21 protein-coding genes are annotated in these 16,619 nt (G+C 48.0%); 19 read left to right on the plus strand and 2 right to left on the minus strand.

Features of this window, described 5'->3' with window-relative positions; translation table 11 throughout:
- Positions 1-31: 31 nt before the first annotated feature.
- The 15 genes from EA58_RS22010 (at position 32) to EA58_RS12650 (ending at position 10,802) form a co-directional block, all read left to right on the plus strand.
- Entirely contained in the window at positions 32-232 is a 201-nt protein-coding gene (locus EA58_RS22010) for a hypothetical protein (RefSeq protein ID WP_235199611.1), read from the plus strand.
- Positions 183-1,160 (plus strand): Tricorn protease domain-containing protein, encoded by a 978-nt coding sequence (locus EA58_RS12585; protein WP_235199612.1) that lies wholly within the window; start codon positions 183-185, stop codon positions 1,158-1,160. The genes EA58_RS22010 and EA58_RS12585 overlap by 50 nt, the downstream gene beginning before the upstream one ends.
- 92 nt (positions 1,161-1,252) lie before the next feature.
- Entirely contained in the window at positions 1,253-1,501 is a 249-nt protein-coding gene (locus tag EA58_RS21695; protein ID WP_161781041.1) for a hypothetical protein, read from the plus strand.
- Between the two features lie 181 nt (positions 1,502-1,682).
- Positions 1,683-2,174 carry a GNAT family N-acetyltransferase gene (locus EA58_RS12595; RefSeq protein ID WP_036753480.1) on the plus strand — a complete coding sequence of 164 codons (492 nt, stop codon included), beginning with the start codon at positions 1,683-1,685 and terminating at the stop codon, positions 2,172-2,174.
- 112 nt (positions 2,175-2,286) lie between these two features.
- The gene (locus EA58_RS12600) at positions 2,287-2,634 is read left to right on the plus strand and encodes a GFA family protein (RefSeq protein ID WP_036753293.1); all 348 of its coding nucleotides are present in this window, start codon (positions 2,287-2,289) and stop codon (positions 2,632-2,634) included.
- 114 nt (positions 2,635-2,748) lie between these two features.
- On the plus strand, positions 2,749-3,597 hold the full coding sequence (locus tag EA58_RS12605; RefSeq protein WP_051642062.1) for an AraC family transcriptional regulator: 849 nt from the start codon (positions 2,749-2,751) through the stop codon (positions 3,595-3,597).
- Between the two features lie 82 nt (positions 3,598-3,679).
- Entirely contained in the window at positions 3,680-4,309 is a 630-nt protein-coding gene (locus tag EA58_RS12610) for a LysE family translocator (RefSeq protein WP_036753296.1), read from the plus strand.
- Between the two features lie 111 nt (positions 4,310-4,420).
- On the plus strand, positions 4,421-5,059 hold the full coding sequence (gene leuE / locus EA58_RS12615) for a leucine efflux protein LeuE (protein ID WP_036753299.1): 639 nt from the start codon (positions 4,421-4,423) through the stop codon (positions 5,057-5,059).
- Between the two features lie 242 nt (positions 5,060-5,301).
- Complete coding sequence (locus EA58_RS12620; protein ID WP_036753302.1) at positions 5,302-6,069, plus strand: DeoR/GlpR family DNA-binding transcription regulator; 768 nt, start codon at positions 5,302-5,304, stop codon at positions 6,067-6,069.
- Positions 6,069-7,109 carry an oxidoreductase gene (locus EA58_RS12625; protein WP_036753485.1) on the plus strand — a complete coding sequence of 347 codons (1,041 nt, stop codon included), beginning with the start codon at positions 6,069-6,071 and terminating at the stop codon, positions 7,107-7,109. Before EA58_RS12620 ends, EA58_RS12625 begins: the two co-directional genes overlap by 1 nt.
- The gene (locus EA58_RS12630) at positions 7,106-7,561 is read left to right on the plus strand and encodes a heme-degrading domain-containing protein (protein WP_036753305.1); all 456 of its coding nucleotides are present in this window, start codon (positions 7,106-7,108) and stop codon (positions 7,559-7,561) included. Before EA58_RS12625 ends, EA58_RS12630 begins: the two co-directional genes overlap by 4 nt.
- A gap of 178 nt (positions 7,562-7,739) precedes the next feature.
- Positions 7,740-8,111 (plus strand): zf-TFIIB domain-containing protein, encoded by a 372-nt coding sequence (locus tag EA58_RS12635; protein ID WP_036753308.1) that lies wholly within the window; start codon positions 7,740-7,742, stop codon positions 8,109-8,111.
- A 65-nt stretch (positions 8,112-8,176) separates the two neighbouring features.
- Complete coding sequence (locus EA58_RS12640) at positions 8,177-8,995, plus strand: PhzF family phenazine biosynthesis protein (protein WP_081819645.1); 819 nt, start codon at positions 8,177-8,179, stop codon at positions 8,993-8,995.
- Positions 8,996-9,030: 35 nt separating this feature from the next.
- Positions 9,031-9,492, plus strand: a complete 462-nt coding sequence (locus EA58_RS12645) for a methyltransferase family protein (protein WP_036753311.1) — start codon at positions 9,031-9,033, stop codon at positions 9,490-9,492.
- Between the two features lie 191 nt (positions 9,493-9,683).
- Positions 9,684-10,802 (plus strand): M23 family metallopeptidase, encoded by a 1,119-nt coding sequence (locus EA58_RS12650; protein ID WP_036753314.1) that lies wholly within the window; start codon positions 9,684-9,686, stop codon positions 10,800-10,802.
- A gap of 116 nt (positions 10,803-10,918) precedes the next feature.
- Here EA58_RS12650 and EA58_RS12655 read toward each other — a convergent pair whose 3' ends face one another.
- The gene (locus EA58_RS12655; RefSeq protein ID WP_036753317.1) at positions 10,919-12,211 is read right to left on the minus strand and encodes a DEAD/DEAH box helicase; all 1,293 of its coding nucleotides are present in this window, start codon (positions 12,209-12,211) and stop codon (positions 10,919-10,921) included.
- Positions 12,212-12,394: 183 nt separating this feature from the next.
- Entirely contained in the window at positions 12,395-13,108 is a 714-nt protein-coding gene (locus EA58_RS12660; RefSeq protein ID WP_036753320.1) for a glycerophosphodiester phosphodiesterase family protein, read from the minus strand.
- A 93-nt stretch (positions 13,109-13,201) separates the two neighbouring features.
- Between EA58_RS12660 and EA58_RS21700 the strand changes: the two genes are divergently transcribed.
- From EA58_RS21700 to EA58_RS12680, 4 genes are all read left to right on the plus strand, one after another.
- The gene (locus tag EA58_RS21700) at positions 13,202-13,402 is read left to right on the plus strand and encodes a hypothetical protein (protein WP_036753323.1); all 201 of its coding nucleotides are present in this window, start codon (positions 13,202-13,204) and stop codon (positions 13,400-13,402) included.
- Positions 13,403-13,675: 273 nt separating this feature from the next.
- Positions 13,676-14,254: a nucleoside triphosphate pyrophosphohydrolase family protein gene (locus tag EA58_RS12670; RefSeq protein ID WP_036753327.1), complete on the plus strand. Its 579-nt coding sequence runs from the start codon at positions 13,676-13,678 to the stop codon at positions 14,252-14,254.
- Between the two features lie 128 nt (positions 14,255-14,382).
- A complete protein-coding gene (locus EA58_RS12675) occupies positions 14,383-15,750 on the plus strand; it encodes an MATE family efflux transporter (RefSeq protein ID WP_036753329.1) in 1,368 nt (455 codons plus the stop codon).
- Between the two features lie 23 nt (positions 15,751-15,773).
- The gene (locus EA58_RS12680; protein WP_051642063.1) at positions 15,774-16,601 is read left to right on the plus strand and encodes an alpha/beta fold hydrolase; all 828 of its coding nucleotides are present in this window, start codon (positions 15,774-15,776) and stop codon (positions 16,599-16,601) included.
- The last annotated feature ends 18 nt before the right edge of the window (positions 16,602-16,619 follow it).

A 16,619-nucleotide genomic window follows, 5' to 3' on the forward strand; every position in this document is an offset into this window, starting at 1 on the left:
TTAAACGTTGGCACAGGAAAGAATGATTGTTATGAAAGAAAATATAAAATCAGCACTGAAATTAAGCTTATTAAGTACTTTGCTGCTTGTTGGTTGCTGGCAAGATGAGGCCAGCGTTGAAAGTAAGCAACCGAAAAAAGAACTGACTATTGTAGAGCAAAAAAATGCTCAAAAAAGGGAAGATGGTCGGATATATATTACAGAGCATAACTATATTATGCTATCAGGATAATAATGGAAAGCCCAAATACTATGTTTATAAAGCCAAAGAATGGCCGCGTGAAGACTTGAGTAATGAGAGTTCATATGACTTACCGCGTGTTGTTTTCCGCTGGGATAATGGTGGCAGAGATAGCTCACCAAAAGATGATTATTATGAACGAAAAGATAAAGTCTGGAGTATTAAAACGGATGGGACTGACCTAAGACTTGTTGCAGATGAGTTTGATGGTCAGATTCGATTGATGCGTATATCACCTAATAATCGCTATCTAGCTTTAGCATACACAAATGATAAAGGCATGTTTAAAGTCATTAAAGATTTGAAAACTGGAGAGTACATTGAACTTGGTAAATCTCGTGGTTATCCAGAGTTTTTATGGGCAGAAGATAGCAGCTATTTATATTTCACAGACCAATGGAAAGATTGGAAGTACACACTATCCTCGAATAAAGTTGAAAAAACTGATGCGGTTTATAATGAGAACTCAGTAATATATAATGGTCGAAGATATGTAACGTCTGAACTGGGAGTTGGTGTTTATAAAGAAGAAGCAGGAGAAAAGTTGTATTCAATAGTTCCTGATGATAAAAGTGAATTTAATATACGAAAATTTCTTAAAAAATCTATAAGTCCAACAGGACGGTATGTATGGGCACAGACCTCCGAGCGGAGATACCTAATAGATACTTATAAAAAATCATTTCAATCTGAGGTTATCGATAATTCTGTTCCTGGTAATCTTGAAATGTTGCATATTCTTGGTTATGAGGCGAAATATGCACGTAGTGGAGGCGGTGCACAGATATTCCAATTTAAGATGGATGATGATAAGAAAATTGGAAGCGAAGAAAAATGGTTGCAAATTGGATCAGGCCATAGTGCTACAGATGCTTCACTTTATAATGCTTTTGTAAATCATGGCAGTTTTGAAAAATAGGAAGTGACAATGTTTTCCTCTGTGCAAAAAACCTATCAACAAATTGAAGCCCTGAAAGGTGATCCGGCCAAACTGGATGCCGCTGCAACGCATTGGATGAACTTTCTGTTTATTCGAAAGGTAAAGCTTCTGAACCACAGGAACATACTTCCGATATTCAGTCAGCACAACTCCATACCGTTATTGAAGGGGAAGATATGTCATGGTTGAGTCATCAGTGTGCGGTTTTTGAGCAGTTTACTGCAATGAAAACTACTGTGGCGTATGTGGAGGGTCATAATAATGGATTGAAAGTGACTCTTGAACGAGGTTTGGACATCAGGATGTCGCTGTTGCTTTGATAACAGTAAATATTCTAGTGCGAGTTCTTTTAAGTTCGAAATGATGTCGTTCGCTATGATTTTGGCTGCGCGCAGGTTGATATGTATAACATCGCTTTCCGGCCTCAAGGATTTGTGGTTGCATCAGATGTTCCCGTTCTTCATGATTGACTTCTCTCAAGCTCACGATGAATGAAAAATGATAGAAATCCAAACAGGAACCATCACGCATGTCCCGGCAATCACAGCCCTATTGAATCATTACATTGAGCACACAAACGCGCGGTTTGAAACCGAGCCGATGACGCTGGGGAATCGTAATAACTGGTTTGCACAGTTTCAGCCAGATTCCCCGCATCAACTTTTTGTTGCGGTCGAAAATCAGACCGTGATTGGCTTTGCTTGCAGTCAGCCTTATCGACCAAGCCTGGCTTTCGCCGAAACGGTTGAAGTGACCATTTATCTCCATCCGGATGCTAAAAGGCAAGGGACAGGCAGCGCACTCATGCAGGCAATTCTCGGGGCGCTGGCAAGTCAGTCGGTGCATTGTGTGCTGTCAGGGATCGCGCTACCGAATGACGCCTCCGTGGCGTTGCATCAAAAGTTCGGATTCACAGAAGTGGGCGTTTTTCAAAACTACGCCAGAAAAAACGGTGAGCGCATCAGTTCTCTCTGGATGCAAAAACTGTTTTGAGAATCAATGGAAGCTATTTCATGCTTTGGGTTCTGTGTGCCAGCTATACTCAAACCGATTGCATGAAGCAGTAGCAGTCTGAGTTCATCATGAATCTGATCGAGGAAAAGTCATGAAATACACAGGAAGCTGCCACTGCGGAAAAATTGCGTTTGAAGTCGAAGGGAAAATTCAGGAAGCGCTGGCATGTAATTGCTCCATTTGTCGGCGAAAAGGGTCTTTATTGTGGTTTGTTTCTCGCAGTGAGTTTCGGCTACTCACACCAGAGAATGCAGTAAGCACTTACACTTTCCATCAGCATGTGATTCAACATCATTTCTGTCCGAACTGTGGTATTCATCCTTACGCTGAAGGCAAAGATCAACGAGGCAATGCGATGGTTGCGGTGAATATTCGTTGTTTGGACGAGTTTGATTTGGATGCTATCCCGGTGAAGTATTTCGATGGTCGCACGTTGTAATCCATATGGATGGATGTGATGATGTATTCTGTTGCACAAGGAAGAATGGGGCAAATGGTCGGACGTTGTGAGGTCATTTCTCTATGATTTTAGGAAAAATGATTTTCGGTAAAAATGGTTCTAGGTAAAGAAGGAAAAACCTTGCGGGGAACACACAGCACAAAGGAATTTTCGAAGCTTTGGCGACCGGCACAGAATCCTGAGATTGAGCTTTTGTCGGCTTCGTTTCAGCGGTTTGAGTTTTCCCGGCACTGGCATGATGAACTGGCGATTGGTGTCATTGAGTCTGGCGCGGAAGGTCTTTTTTATCGGGGGAATAATCTTGTTGTCCCTCAACATCAAATTGTTGCGATTAATCCTTCTGAAGTCCATACGGGGTTTTCTGGCTGTGAGCAGGGATGGCGCTATCGAATGTTCTATTTACCGCCAGAGTTTATCGCGAGTCATTTCCAGGCCAGTGAAAAACATGTCGAGCCAGTGATTAACACCTCTTTAATTCGAGACCCGGCTTTGTTCGGCCTGCTTTTACAGTGTCATATGGCTTTAGAAGTGCCCAGTCTGGATTTAACACAGTCGTCGCTGTTAACCCTCGCTCTGGAACAACTCTTTACCCAATATGGTACGGCAAAGTCTGATCGTGATATCACAGGAAAAGCGACGGACCGGACGAAACAAGTCCGGGATTATCTTCATGACCACTGGCAGGAGAATGTTTCGTTAGAAGCGCTTGAAACAGTCAGCGGTTTGACGAAATTTCAGCTCATTCGTTATTTCAAAGCCCATTATGGGCTGACACCGCATCAGTTTTTGCTGCTGTTGAAAGTACAGAAAGCTAAAGGGTTACTGATGAGTGGTCATAGTTGTGTCGACACGGCATTAAGCTGTGGCTTCTTCGACCAAAGCCACTTCACCCGCAATTTCAAACGTGCTTTTGGCGTACCGCCCAAGCATTACATGGTTTAACCTGCTCGCCTGCAATTTTATACAAGAACAAATCACTGCCAAGCAATACCATGAGGTCACTGTTGAATCTGGAGGTGAATTCATGAGTTTTTTATTGCTGTGGTTAGGGGTGATGTTTCCCTTGGTTTTTAGTCCGGGGCCGGCCAATATCGTGTTTGCGGCATCCGGAGCCAGTGTTGGTGTTCGGCGCTCAATCCCTTTATTGCTGGGCATTGATTTTGTATTCGTGATTAAGTCTCTGTTGATTGGGCTGGGTTTAGGGGCACTGATTCACGAACACCCAATGGTTTTGCAGCTTCTGCAGGTCGCTGGCGCATGCTATATCATGTATCTGGCCAAGGGTTTTTTGAAAACCAGTTTGCATCAGGCCAATGGGCCACTGAAACATCTGGGGTTTACCGATGGTGTCCTCATTCAATTGCTGAATAGCAAAGGATGGTTGTTGGTTCTGCTCATGTTTTCCCTGTTTTCAGAGAAAGCGCAGCATGAATTCGGCGATCATGCCGTCTGGGTACTGATTGTATGGCTTGCGGTTCTGAATATTTCCATGCACTTCGTCTGGATTTGGGCGGGCGGTTTACTGGCAAAACTTTCTGGGAACCGGAAAAATCAAAAAATTCAGGGATTCATCTATTTTTCCCTGATGATGGTCGTCGCGATCTGGTTGCTGGTGGATAACCCGCTTTGGCAACACCTCGTGTCATCGGTCTGATGCTGTGTTCATGCTGTGAAATCGCACGTTTAAGCTTCAATTGCATCCCTGTTGAAACGGTTTATAGTGCTGTAAAACAGTTAGAATTCGGATCGTTGAAGGTGAGGGGCGATGTTTGCAGATTATGGCGTATTGAATTTCTGGGCTTATGTTGTCGGGGCGATGTTTATCGTCCTTTTACCTGGCCCTAATTCATTGTTTGTTTTGAAAACCGGCATGAGTCAGGGAATCCGTGCGGGTTATCTGGCGGCTTCGGGGGTATTTATCGGGGATGCCGCGTTGATCTTCTGCGCCTATGCGGGCGTGGCAACCCTGATTCAGACGACGCCGATCCTCTTTACACTGGTACGTTATCTGGGGGCGATTTATCTGCTGATTCTTGGCGGGAAGATTGTTTACAACGCCTTTCAGTCCGGTGCGTCTGAAGATGCCTTACCGACTGCTGCCGGTCAGCGGGTCTTCCGAAAGGCGCTCATCCTCAGTCTGACCAATCCGAAAGCGATTTTGTTTTACGTTTCTTTCTTTGTGCAGTTTATTGATATGACATACGACAGCCCCGGGATTCCCTTCCTGATCCTGGCTGCGGTACTGGAATGCTTCAGCCTGATTTTTCTCAGTGTTCTGATAGTCGCCGGCTCTTATGTGACCCGGCTGGTCAAAGCGAGCAAGCGAGCCCAGCGATTTGGTAATACGCTGATGGGGACACTGTTTATTGGCTTTGCAGCCCGGCTGGCATTATCGAACGCGTGAGTGTGTGAACAATTCAAACCAAGGCTCAGGGATGATCGCCTGAGCCTCCCTGACACATGGTTGTTCAGATGTTCAATGCCTTCCTCATTTTAATCCTTTCACTCAATCACTCTTCTGTGTCGACTTCCGTATTGTTTAGAGCCATAGCTGTTTGATTTCTGGCCCCGACTGGCTGTTGTCTCTTGGCAAAGGTTAGAAGTTCACGCATAATCACTCAAAATTACTTAAGTGTTTGTAAGCTAATGACACAGGAAGAACGTCTCATCCATTTAACTTCGCTGGTTGAACAGCGAGGTAAAGTGACCCTCAATGATATTTGTGAACAGTTCGATGTCTCACGCGATTCTGCACGCCGAGATTTGGTCAAGCTAACGCAGCGACCCGGTATTCAGCGGATTCGGGGTGGTGCAGTCAAGGCTGCCGTCTCGACTCGGTCGGAGCCCTATGTCGGTAAAGCGATCAGTGCAGCGAAACAGCAGCTCGCGCTTTGTGCGGCCTCACTGGTTGAAGCGAATGACACCTTATTGCTGGATACAGGCACAACGCACACGTTGCTGGCTGGCCAGCTCAGTCAGCCGTCAACTGTGGTGACAAATTCGGTCGATATTCTTCAGCAGCTCGCTGGGAATCCTGACATGAAGGTTCATCTGCTGGGCGGACATTTTGATGCCTTTCACCGTGCGATTCTCGGGGCACAGGCAGAAAAACAGCTGACCGAGTACAGAGTGAACAAAGCGTTTATTGGTGTGTGTGCATTGTCGGAACACGGACTTTCGACCAATAATGAGCAGGAAGCTTCGTTGAAAAAGGCCATGATGGCGCAGGCACAGCAGGTCATTCTGGTCTGTGAGCATCATAAAATCGGACAGGATAACTTTCATCACATCTGCTCACTGGATGCAGTTGACGTCCTCATTACGGACCAACCCCTGACAACGACTGATGCCGAACTTTTTGATCACCATGATATTCAGGTGATTGTGATCAACGTAACAAAAGGACAATGCTGATGCCTTATGCTCCCGTAAAAACGGCCGTTGTTGGCTATGGATTTTCTGCAAAAACTTTCCACTTGCCTTTCATTCAAACCCTACCGGAACTCGAACTGACGGCTTTGAGCAGCAGCCAGAAGTCGGCCGTCCAGGCCGACTGGCCGGGTGTGGCTTGTTACGATGATGCAGACACCATGCTGGTGGAGAGTGATGCCGAACTGGTCATCATTACCGCACCGAATGATGTTCATTTTCGTCTGGCTAAACTGGCGCTTGAAAACGGCAAGCATGTGATTGTTGAAAAGCCTTTTGTGACCAAGGTGGAAGACGGGGAGGCACTGATTCGACTGGCTGAAGAGAAAGGGCTGGTGTTGAGTGTGTTCCACAACCGTCGTTGGGACGGTGATTTCCTGACCGTGAAAAAGCTGATCGAAGAAAGCAAGCTGGGCGATGTGAAATACTTCGAATCTCACTTTGATCGCTTTCGGCCGGAAGTGCGTCAGCGCTGGCGCGAGCAAGCACAGGATGGCGGTGGGATTTTATTTGATTTGGCACCCCATCTGCTGGATCAGGCGCTGGCCCTGTTTGGTGCACCGCAGGCATTGACCGCGCAGTGCAAAATCATGCGCCCGGGTGCAAGTACAATCGACTATTTCAATCTGGTACTGCATTACCCGGCGCACTTTGTGCATTTGCATGCCAATCTGTACAGCCCGGAACCGAATTTGCGTTACAAGGTGCTGGGGACACAAGGGAAATATGAAAAATACGGATTGGATCCGCAGGAAGAGTACCTGAAAGCTGGCGTGAAACCTGAGTTGCCAACCTGGGCTGAGGAGCCATCTTCACACTATGGTCAGTTTCATCAGGAAACGGACTCACAGGTGATTCCAACTGAGCTGGGTGGTTATCAGTGTTATTTTGCTGGTGTTGCAGATGCGATCCGCCAGGGCAAACCCAATCCGGTTCCGGCAGAGGAAGCGTTGCTGAATATCAGACTGATCCAACTGGCACTGGAAAGCAGCCAATTGGGCCAAACCTTAAAGGTGGATGTATGAGTCTGACATTGGAAGTGCTGGCTGAACAGGAAACCTGTCTGCAGCTAGACGAATTTAATCATGCGACAGCCTGGGCATTAGGCACTTGGCTGAAACGCAGCGCGGAAGCCAAGCAGGTCTCGGTGGCAATTGAAGTCTATGGTTTTGGACAAGTGTTGTTTGCATATGCGATGCCAAATACCAGCAGTGACCATCTGGACTGGATTCGCCGCAAACGCAACAGTGTCTTGCGTTATGGGAAAAGCTCCTATTATCTCGGTCGCTATAACGCCCAAAAGCAGCGTGAGTTTGAAAATCAGCCCCATATTGACTCACAGGAATACTGTGCTCACGGAGGTTCGTTTCCGATCCGTGTGAAAAATTGCGGGCTGGTTGGCGCTGTGACTGTGTCCGGTTTACCGCAGGAAGACGATCACCAATTGGTGACGGAAGCCCTGCGAGCGATTCAATGACAACAGCGCTGTTGCGCTTCAGGCCGTCCTTCTGGACGGCCTGAGTGTGGACGACATTTCTTCTTTCTTGCTTCTGCATCACAAAATCATGACTTATGAGTCAATTTGCCTATCGCTGTATGTTCGGGTGAATGTAATATGTGCTTGAAATTCATGATAATAATGAAAGGAGTCTCGAATGCAGTGTCCAAAGTGTCATTCGAAATTTGAGCATGTGACAACCCCGTTGGGTGATATTGAACGTTGTACCGCTTGCAAAGGCTTGTGGCTGGATGCCTATGAAATTGAAAAAATGAAACCTTTGGCAGATACCGTGGATATCGGTGATGCAGGCATTGGGAAGTCTTTCAACGCCATTGATCAGATTGAATGTCCGGTGTGTCCGAATAACAAGCTGTTACGGCTCGTTGAACCGAAACAGCCACATATCTGGTTTGAAAGCTGTCCGACCTGTAAAGGCCGATTTTATGATGCTGGTGAATTTAAAGATCTGGCGAAAATCGACTTGTCGGACTTTTTTAAGAAGTTCTTAGTTGAAGAACGCGCTTAATTAAATTTCATCAATGCCATCAGCAAGGTCTGAAACTTTGCTGATGTTGAGCAGAAAGGATCGGCATGGAAAATCAGAAAACAGCGCTGAAAGCACAAATTATTCATGCCTTCACCGGGCATGCTAAGACCGGATTTGCTGTCAGCGGGAATTATGCCAATGGAAACCCTGCCGCTGTTGTTTTTCTGGAGGACTGGCTTTCAGATTCTGCCTTGCTTTGTATGAGTCAGCAACTGGCGCAGCCCGTCACTGCATTTCTTGTGGAATGCGCTGAGGGTTATCACATTCGCTGGTTCAGCGTTGATGCGGAAATCAACCTGTGCGGGCATGGCAGCCTGGCTGCAGCCGCATGTATTTTTGAGTCATCTCCAGAGAATTCAGTGACGCTGTTCAGCCCGCATGGCACTGTGGTGATTCATTGTGACGACGATGCTTACAGCATGAGAATGCCTGCCTGGCAGGCGGTTCGACATGAACAGAACTGGCTGGATGCGAAGCGGCTTGGACTGACTCCTGTTGATGTTTATGCAACCCGTGATTTAGTGATCGTGCTGGAGAGTGTGCAGCAGGTTCTTGATTACCAGCCAGACTTTGAACAGATCAAAAGCCTGAATCATCACCATGCGGTTATTCTGACCGCTGCAAGCGGGAGTGGGGGATATGTGCTCAGAAACTTTGTGCCGAATATTGGGATCGATGAAGATACAGCCACGGGTTCGGCGCAATGTTCGCTGGCACCCTACTGGCTGGAGAAGCTCGGGCAGGAACAATTAGAGGTTGATCAGCTCTCCGCGGATGGCGGCTATTTTCGGGTTTCTGCGGCAGGCGAGGATATCCTGTTGACGGTCAAAGCTGAAAAGAAAGCAACGGTAAGTCTTGCCTGAATGATGACATGAGCAATGTTGTTCAAGGAGGTTGAATGCAAACACTGGAAAACAAGATCCCACCGCTTGTGGTGATGGGCATCTTTTCATTGCTGATGGGATTGCTTTCACCCTATTTACCTTCAATGGCGTTAGGCGTAGTGCCATCGGTGAGTGTCGCCTTACTGATTGCTATATTTGGCTGCTGGTTTGCGGCTTCTGGTGTCAAAGAATTCCGGAAAAGTAAAACGACGGTGAATCCACGCCAGCCGGAAAATGCCTCTGAATTAGTTGTTTCTGGTGTTTATCAGCGTTCCCGCAACCCTATGTATGTTGGTTTTGCGAGTTTGCTGGTCGCGCAAGCGGTTTATTTGCAGTCACCTTTCCTGTTCTTCGGGGTGATTGCCTTCATTCTTTATATGAACCGATTTCAGATCCTGCCTGAAGAACGGGCCATGATTCAGTGTTTTGGCGAGAAGTATTTACGGTATCAAATGACGGTCAGACGGTGGTTGTGAGGTCATCTAGGTAAGCGATTGAATGTTTGCTTTCGGGGTGTTCAAGACTGACTTCAATATTTTAATGCTCCCATTACATATGCATACAAACTAATTCAAATTAACTCGCAATTTTTCAGACACATTCACTGATTATTCTCTTCCCTGCCAGACTCCTAATTGCATGTCATGCAACTGGAGAACATATAATCATGAATCAGTTAATTACGTTAGTGGCTTTATCCATTGTCGCCAGCCAGGCTGTACAGGCGCATGATCTTTATCCTGCTGTTCCAAGTTCATCCGTACCGCAACAAATCAAGCAACAGGGCATTCAGATTCAGCCGTTGCTGTCAGATGCCGACTTTGTGTTCAGACCCTATCAGCATCCGTTTGACGCAAGCGCATTTTTCGAGACGAATGCGCCGAACTGGTCGTCGCTGAAAGAAACCTTACTGCATTGGAGTGGCGCGACCGGGGTTGATCCAAGAGTGGTTTTGGTGACCTTGCAAATCGTTGAAAACTGGCAGCCAGATGCGGTGGATACTGAAACAGATTCGGAAGTGCTGAAAGTCGCTATCAAAGAAATTGCAAATCACCTGTCACAATATTTCTATCGCTATGACGCGGATACGCTGACATCAACGAATGCGTCGACACTTGCGATTCTTAGTACTCTGAACGATAGTCAGCTTGCATCAGCATGGTTACAGCAGTATGTCGCTTGGTTTGGCGAACCTGTATCTGCTGTAGAAAGCAGGGCGGAAGCGCGCTCACTCAAGACAATTGCACCACCGAATGAGTTCATGCAAATGCCCTGGCGTCAGGGCTATAACTGGGTGCCGAATGGTCCGCATGCACACAGTGGTTCTGGTTTTCCACTGTCTTCGATTGATGTGTCTTATGACTGGCCGAGGTGGGGTGGAACGACTTACAGTGTGACGGCGGCACATGATGGTTACGTGACTGTGTTGTCCCGTTGTCAGGTTCGGGTCACCAACGCCAATGGCTGGGGAACCAACTATTACCATATGGATGGGGTTCAGGTTTCGAACGGACAGTGGGTGAATAAGAACACCAAACTAGGTGTCTATGCCAGCCAGAAATCAGTCGCACTGTGCGAAGGCGGTTCATCAACCGGTCCTCACTTACATTTCTCGCTGCTGTATCAGGGGCGCTTCCAGTCTATGCAGGGCACGAGCTTCGGGCCGTATCAGGTTCAAACGGGCCGCTACAGTTACGACGACAACTGTAACTACAGCTGGCTGGTGGATCAGCGCAGTAATCAGAAAGTCTGCTTCTGGAATCGGATTGATAATCCGGTGATGTGAACGGCTGTTGTATCCTGCGTTGCTTATGAGACAGGTATTGAATACCATCAAGGTATTCGTAAGGAATACGGGGCAGAATGACTGCCCCATTTTGAACGTAGTGCCGAGAGTTGTATTTACTTCTTCAGCGTTTTCGGTGCACTGTTCCGGTTACGAATCGCACGTTGTAAACGCATCCGGCGCTCAGCAGCAGATTGATCCGGGTTGTTGGTACGGCTTTTACGATCCCGGTACGAAGCTTTGGTGTTCAGCTTTTCGATCAGGGCATCGCGTTTCGCTGGTTCGTAGCCTTCCAGAATCACGCGGCGGATCCGTTGTTTGATAATCTTCTCGACCTGCAACAGCGTCAGCTCTTCTTCGCGGCTGACGAAGGACACGGCATGGCCTTGTTGTCCGGCACGGCCAGTCCGGCCAATCCGGTGGACATAATCTTCGGCCAGAAATGGCATGTCATAGTTCACCACATGTGGCAGGCCTTGAATATCCAGGCCGCGAGCTGCAACTTCAGTGGCAACCATCACCCGGGCTTTGCCTGTGGTGAATTCTTCCAGTGCCCGGCGACGTGCACTTTGTGCTTTATCCCCATGACAAATTACAGCTTTAATGCCGTCCAGTTTCAGTTCCTGAACTAGGGTATTCGCCGTTTCTTTGTAGTTCACAAAGACCAGAACCTGTTGCCAGTTCTTTTTCCCGATCAGCTCAGAGAGTAATTCGCGCTTGCGATCTTCATCAACCGGGTAGACCACGTGTGCAACGGTTTCAGCGGTTGAGTTTTCCGGGGTGACTGAAATACGTTTTGGTTTTTGCAGAATTTCGCCAGCCAGCTTGTTCATCATGCCTGAGAAAGTCGCTGAGAACAGCATGGTTTGCGGGTGCCCCTGAATACCGCTCATGATGGTGCGAATATCGCCGACGAAACCCATATCCAGCATCCGGTCTGCTTCGTCGAAGACCAGAAATTCCAGGTTGGCCATCGACACATTGCCCAGCTCGATATGCTCAAGCAGTCGGCCAGGCGTAGCAACCAGAATATCCACACCAGCTTCCAGCTGTTTTTCCTGGCTGGACATTTTTTTTCCGCCAAAAACAGCAAGCACTTTTAAGTCCAGAAACTGACTGTAATCTGAAATATTACGGGCAATCTGTTCTGCCAGTTCACGGGTCGGTGCAAGCACCAGTGCCCGGGTACTGAAGCCTTTACGCGGTTTGGGCTGATCCGCAATACGCTGAATGATGGGGAGTGAAAACGCTGCGGTTTTGCCCGTACCTGTCTGGGCATTCGCCAGAATATCTTCGCCGCGGCGGGCAGCAGGAATCGCTTTCTGTTGAATAGGGGTCATTTTTTCATAACCGCACTCATCCAGTGCGCGAACAATTTCCGGAGCAAAATTTTGTGAAGCAAAAGACATCTTAGATTCCTACAGACGGTATACCGAACGGAACAACCTTCAGGTTAGATGATTCCGTTTGGTATGACAGACCAAAAGCGGGGATTATAGAGCAATAATTATCGTCTGTGGCAGCAGATTTACGTATTGGCTGAAAATTTAAGCGGAAATCATGAAAACAGGCCGGGCAGATCCCGGCCATTATCAGGCTTTCAACAGCAGGGGGGGATTGTCTGTGATGATGATATCAACACCCCATTGATAGAATTGGTCAACGAGTTCCGGTTGATTCATGGTCCAGATATGGAGATCCAGTCCTGCTTGTTTAATTTGATTCGCCAGCGACGCATTCAGCAAATGGTAATCCAGGTGCAGGCTGAAGAGTTCGAGCTGGCCGGCTAAAGCAAAAAGGTTCTTTGGCAGTTTGTCGCAAATCAGCCCTCTGCGGATATGAGGCATCATTTTCTGGCAATGGGATACGGCGTTTGCAGAAAAACTGGACAGTACCAGCTCATCGGCAGAAATACCATTGCTGGCAATGGTTTGTGCGACTTGTTGAACCAGAATTTCAGCTTCATGATCATCGTGGACTTTGATTTCCAGATTCAGGTTCAAACCGTACTCATGACAGGCATTGAGTGCTTCATCCAGGGTCAGAATCCGTTCATGGGTAAACTGAGGGCCAAACCAGCAACCGGCATCCAGTGCTTTGAGCTGGGCAAGATCCAGTTCGCGCACTTTTCCGCGGCCATTGGTGCAGCGGTTCACTTTAGCGTCATGGAACATGACCGGAATGAGGTCAGCACACAGTTGGGTGTCCATTTCAACCCACTGAAGGTGACTTCTGGCTGCTGCCTGCAGCCCGGCGAGTGTATTTTCTGGAGCCAGCGCAGCGGCTCCGCGATGTCCGGAAATCATAAGTATCTCAGTACCGTCAAAAACAAGAAGGCTGGTGAATCAGGATCATTGAGCCTGAAGTATGCGCCTGAAATATAACAATTCGATGACGAAATGGAATCGGTTACTTTAGCGTCCGGCCGTGGCATTGCCAACATAACTGCCCAGCTTGACGAAATACTGCTGATGGCAGTTGCTGCACTGAAATTTGTGGCTGTTTTTATGAACAAGTTTGTCGAGAAAAGAGCGGCGGATCCGTTGAGGCACACTTTTACTTTTGCAGTGAGGGCACATATGCAATCACCTTTTTTGTGAAACAATGGGCGCATTTTAGGTGAGAATTTAATATTTTCTGGGAGTTACGTCACAAAATATTGTTGCATATTAAGCAGGATGTTATTTAAATACCCGCATATTGCGCAAAGGATAGACAGGCTGTCAAAAGGGTGTCAGGCATCATGAAGAACTATGAAAGCATGACAGGAAGTGTGATACCATGCGCCCACTTGATGACTGTGGCAGCCTGCACCCTGTGAACAGCGGTTCTCTGGCTTGCACAATAATGATGAAAAAATGAGGAATTTCAGTATGAAGCTGACTGTGCTGGATCAGGCATTGTTTGACCACTTGTATCGTGACATTCGAGAGTTTCGTACGACGTTTGATCTGGACATTGAGTGCCCGTCGACCCTGAATGAGCAAATGGATCAGCTGCATACTTCACTGGCAGTGGAAGAGCTGACCGAACTTGCGGAAGCTGATTCTCTGGTTGAACAGGCGGATGCCATTGTAGATTCAGTCTATGTCCTGATGGGACGCCTGGTTCATCTGGGACATGCGCAACTCGAAGATAACCTCGGTGTCAGTTATATGATTGATTTGCTGTTGCAAATTGCTCAGCGATTGAATATTGATTTTGTACCTTGTTGGGATGAGGTCCATGCCAGCAATATGAGCAAAGTCTGCCGGAATGAGCAGGAATTTTCTGAAACTCAGGCTTTCTATGCGCAGCAGGGTGTTGAAATCACTGGAAGTCAGAAAGGGGATTACATCATTGCGAAGTGTGCAAAAGATGTTGAGCTGGAAGATAAAGTGATTCGGAAGGGTAAAGTCTTGAAATCTGTATACTATCGCCCGGCTGATCTGGTGAAGATTGTAACTAACTAATCACATTGTTTCATCATTTATTGATCCCTGCCAGAATGCAGGGATCGTCTGAAAGACACCTGCTTGACAGACTTCGAACTGTCGACCAAACGCTTTACACTACCTTTTTAATCTAATGAATGTTGCTTATGCTCCGACGAAATGCCGCTGATTCTCAGCACTCAGGCGCGCTGTCGCGACAGCTTTTCTCGATGACCTGGCCGATGATGTTCGGTGTCCTTTCCCTGATGAGTTTTCAGCTTGTCGACAGTGCCTTTATCGGCCAGTTGGGTGTTTTGCCTCTGGCAGCTCAGGGTTTCACTCTGCCAATGCAGATGATCATTATCGGCCTTCAGGTTGGATTGGGCATTGCAACCACAGCGGTCATTTCCCGCGTCCTTGGCAGTGGGGATGAAAGACGAGCCCGGCAATTGGGCGGTCTGGTGGTTCTGACCGGCGCTGTCATTGTGGCGGTGATTGGACTGTGTATCTGGTTGCTGCGCGGCCCGATCCTCTCATTGCTCAGTGCACCCAGTGAAGTCTGGCCATTAATTGATGCCTACTGGCCCGCTTGGCTGATCAGCAGTTGGTTTGGTGCCATGGTGTATTTTGCCTACAGTCTGTGCCGCGCAAATGGGAATACGGTGTTGCCCGGTATCATGATGGTGGTGACCAGTGTACTGAATATGATTCTGGATCCCATTTTCATTTTTACTCTGGATATGGGGCTGGTCGGGGCTGCACTGGCAACGATCGTGGCGTTTGGCGTGGGGATGCTGGTGATGTTTCCGGCCGTGATTCGACGTCGTTGGATGACATTCAATTGGCACGGGTTGAAAATTCTCAGTTCTGTGAAAGAACTGATTCATATCATGGCACCTGCAATGCTCAGTCAGTTGATGCCGCCGCTGGCTTCAATGCTGGCGACAAAACTGGTGGCTGGTTTTGGGGCTGCTGCGGTTGCTGCCTGGGCGTTGGGTTCCAGACTTGAATTCTTTTCTATTGTTGTCGTTCTGGCGTTAACGATGTCACTGCCGCCGATGGTGGGCCGGTCTCTGGGCCGTCAGGACACCTCTGCCATTACCACACTGATCAAACTGGCCGTGAAGTTCGTGTTGATCTGGCAGTTGGGAATTGCGGCGATTCTTCTTGTTCTGTGTTTTTGGTTACCGACACTACTGAGCAGTGATCCTTCAGTCCGTGACATTCTGACGCTTCATCTTCAATGGGTTCCTGTAAGTCTGGGGCCTTTGGGCGTGTGCATGCTGATGGTTTCGGTCAGTAATGCGCTAGGCATGCCAATGCGTGCTCTGGTGATTTCTTGTCTGCGGCTGTTTGCCTGTTTTCTGCCACTGATTTGGCTGGGGGCGTTGACTGGTGGTATTCAAGGTCTGTTTATTGGCGCAATGTTTGGTAATCTTGCCGCCGGTATTATGGCCTGGCTTTGCTTTCAGCAGGGGATGCACAGGGTGGTGGCGAAGTTCACTCCACGTGTGATGGCAGAATCAAACGGATAAAACGAATCTAACCTGGAGTAATCATGAGCGGTATTTTTCCGGCAAACAGACAGCGTTTTCAAGGGATCAGTTATCTGGATATCGGGCAAGGGCCGGTGCTGGTTTTAGGACATGCTTTTCTTTGGGACAGCGGAATGTGGGATCATCAGGTTGCGCGTCTCAGTCAGCATTTTCGTTGCATTGTACCGGACTTCTGGGGGCATGGAGCGTCAGAGCCAGCACCTGCGGCTAGTGCAACACTGGCTGACTATGCACAGGTTATGTGCGAACTGCTGGATCATTTAGAGATTGAAACGGTTGGTCTGATTGGTCATTCAATGGGGGGGAGTTGGGCCATTGAGTTTGCCGTTCAAGCACCAGCCAGAGTCAGGGCTTTGGTGCTGCTGGACAGTTTTGCCGGTCTGGAACCGGAAGTGGTGAATCTGAAATATCAGGCCATGCTGCGTGAGGCTGAGGACAACCAGAGCTTTTCCCCAACATGCATTGACACCTTCACACCCTTGCAGTTTGGCCGCAATGCCGGGAGTTCACATCCTGAACTGATCAAGGTGTTTCGCAGCAGACTGGCACATTGGCAGGGAGCGCAGGTGACAGCTATCACTCAGGCGGGACAAATGTGGTTTGGTCGCCGGGACAGTTTTGAGGATGCAGAAAAGTTGGCGTTGCCTTGCTTGCTGATGGTTGGGGCCGAAGATCGCATTCGTTCTGTTCTGGAATCTCACCTGATGCTTGACGGGATCACGGGTAGCCAGCTTCAGGTAATTGCAGATGCCGGGCATTTGTGTCCGTTGGAACAGCCGGAAATCGTGACCGAAGGACTGTTGGCCTTCTGTCAGAATGTCATGGAATAACAACGCCAGATCAAAGGA

This window comes from Photobacterium galatheae (assembly GCF_000695255.1).
Lineage (GTDB): Bacteria > Pseudomonadota > Gammaproteobacteria > Enterobacterales > Vibrionaceae > Photobacterium > Photobacterium galatheae.

What these genes read in the sequence shown, in the direction of transcription:
- EA58_RS12675 (WP_036753329.1), top strand. Translation starts at nt 14,383, where the DNA reads ATGCTCCGACGAAATGCCGCTGATTCTCAGCACTCAGGCGCGCTGTCG.
- EA58_RS12670 (WP_036753327.1), top strand. Translation starts at nt 13,676, where the DNA reads ATGAAGCTGACTGTGCTGGATCAGGCATTGTTTGACCACTTGTATCGT.
- EA58_RS12585 (WP_235199612.1), top strand. Translation starts at nt 183, where the DNA reads ATGGTCGGATATATATTACAGAGCATAACTATATTATGCTATCAGGAT.
- EA58_RS12635 (WP_036753308.1), top strand. Translation starts at nt 7,740, where the DNA reads ATGCAGTGTCCAAAGTGTCATTCGAAATTTGAGCATGTGACAACCCCG.
- EA58_RS12600 (WP_036753293.1), top strand. Translation starts at nt 2,287, where the DNA reads ATGAAATACACAGGAAGCTGCCACTGCGGAAAAATTGCGTTTGAAGTC.
- EA58_RS22010 (WP_235199611.1), top strand. Translation starts at nt 32, where the DNA reads ATGAAAGAAAATATAAAATCAGCACTGAAATTAAGCTTATTAAGTACT.
- EA58_RS12680 (WP_051642063.1), top strand. Translation starts at nt 15,774, where the DNA reads ATGAGCGGTATTTTTCCGGCAAACAGACAGCGTTTTCAAGGGATCAGT.
- EA58_RS12605 (WP_051642062.1), top strand. Translation starts at nt 2,749, where the DNA reads ATGGTTCTAGGTAAAGAAGGAAAAACCTTGCGGGGAACACACAGCACA.
- EA58_RS12640 (WP_081819645.1), top strand. Translation starts at nt 8,177, where the DNA reads ATGGAAAATCAGAAAACAGCGCTGAAAGCACAAATTATTCATGCCTTC.
- leuE (WP_036753299.1), top strand. Translation starts at nt 4,421, where the DNA reads ATGTTTGCAGATTATGGCGTATTGAATTTCTGGGCTTATGTTGTCGGG.
- EA58_RS12645 (WP_036753311.1), top strand. Translation starts at nt 9,031, where the DNA reads ATGCAAACACTGGAAAACAAGATCCCACCGCTTGTGGTGATGGGCATC.
- EA58_RS21700 (WP_036753323.1), top strand. Translation starts at nt 13,202, where the DNA reads ATGGAATCGGTTACTTTAGCGTCCGGCCGTGGCATTGCCAACATAACT.
- EA58_RS12610 (WP_036753296.1), top strand. Translation starts at nt 3,680, where the DNA reads ATGAGTTTTTTATTGCTGTGGTTAGGGGTGATGTTTCCCTTGGTTTTT.
- EA58_RS12650 (WP_036753314.1), top strand. Translation starts at nt 9,684, where the DNA reads ATGAATCAGTTAATTACGTTAGTGGCTTTATCCATTGTCGCCAGCCAG.
- EA58_RS12625 (WP_036753485.1), top strand. Translation starts at nt 6,069, where the DNA reads ATGCCTTATGCTCCCGTAAAAACGGCCGTTGTTGGCTATGGATTTTCT.
- EA58_RS12655 (WP_036753317.1), bottom strand. Translation starts at nt 12,211, where the DNA reads ATGTCTTTTGCTTCACAAAATTTTGCTCCGGAAATTGTTCGCGCACTG.
- EA58_RS12630 (WP_036753305.1), top strand. Translation starts at nt 7,106, where the DNA reads ATGAGTCTGACATTGGAAGTGCTGGCTGAACAGGAAACCTGTCTGCAG.
- EA58_RS12620 (WP_036753302.1), top strand. Translation starts at nt 5,302, where the DNA reads ATGACACAGGAAGAACGTCTCATCCATTTAACTTCGCTGGTTGAACAG.
- EA58_RS12660 (WP_036753320.1), bottom strand. Translation starts at nt 13,108, where the DNA reads ATGATTTCCGGACATCGCGGAGCCGCTGCGCTGGCTCCAGAAAATACA.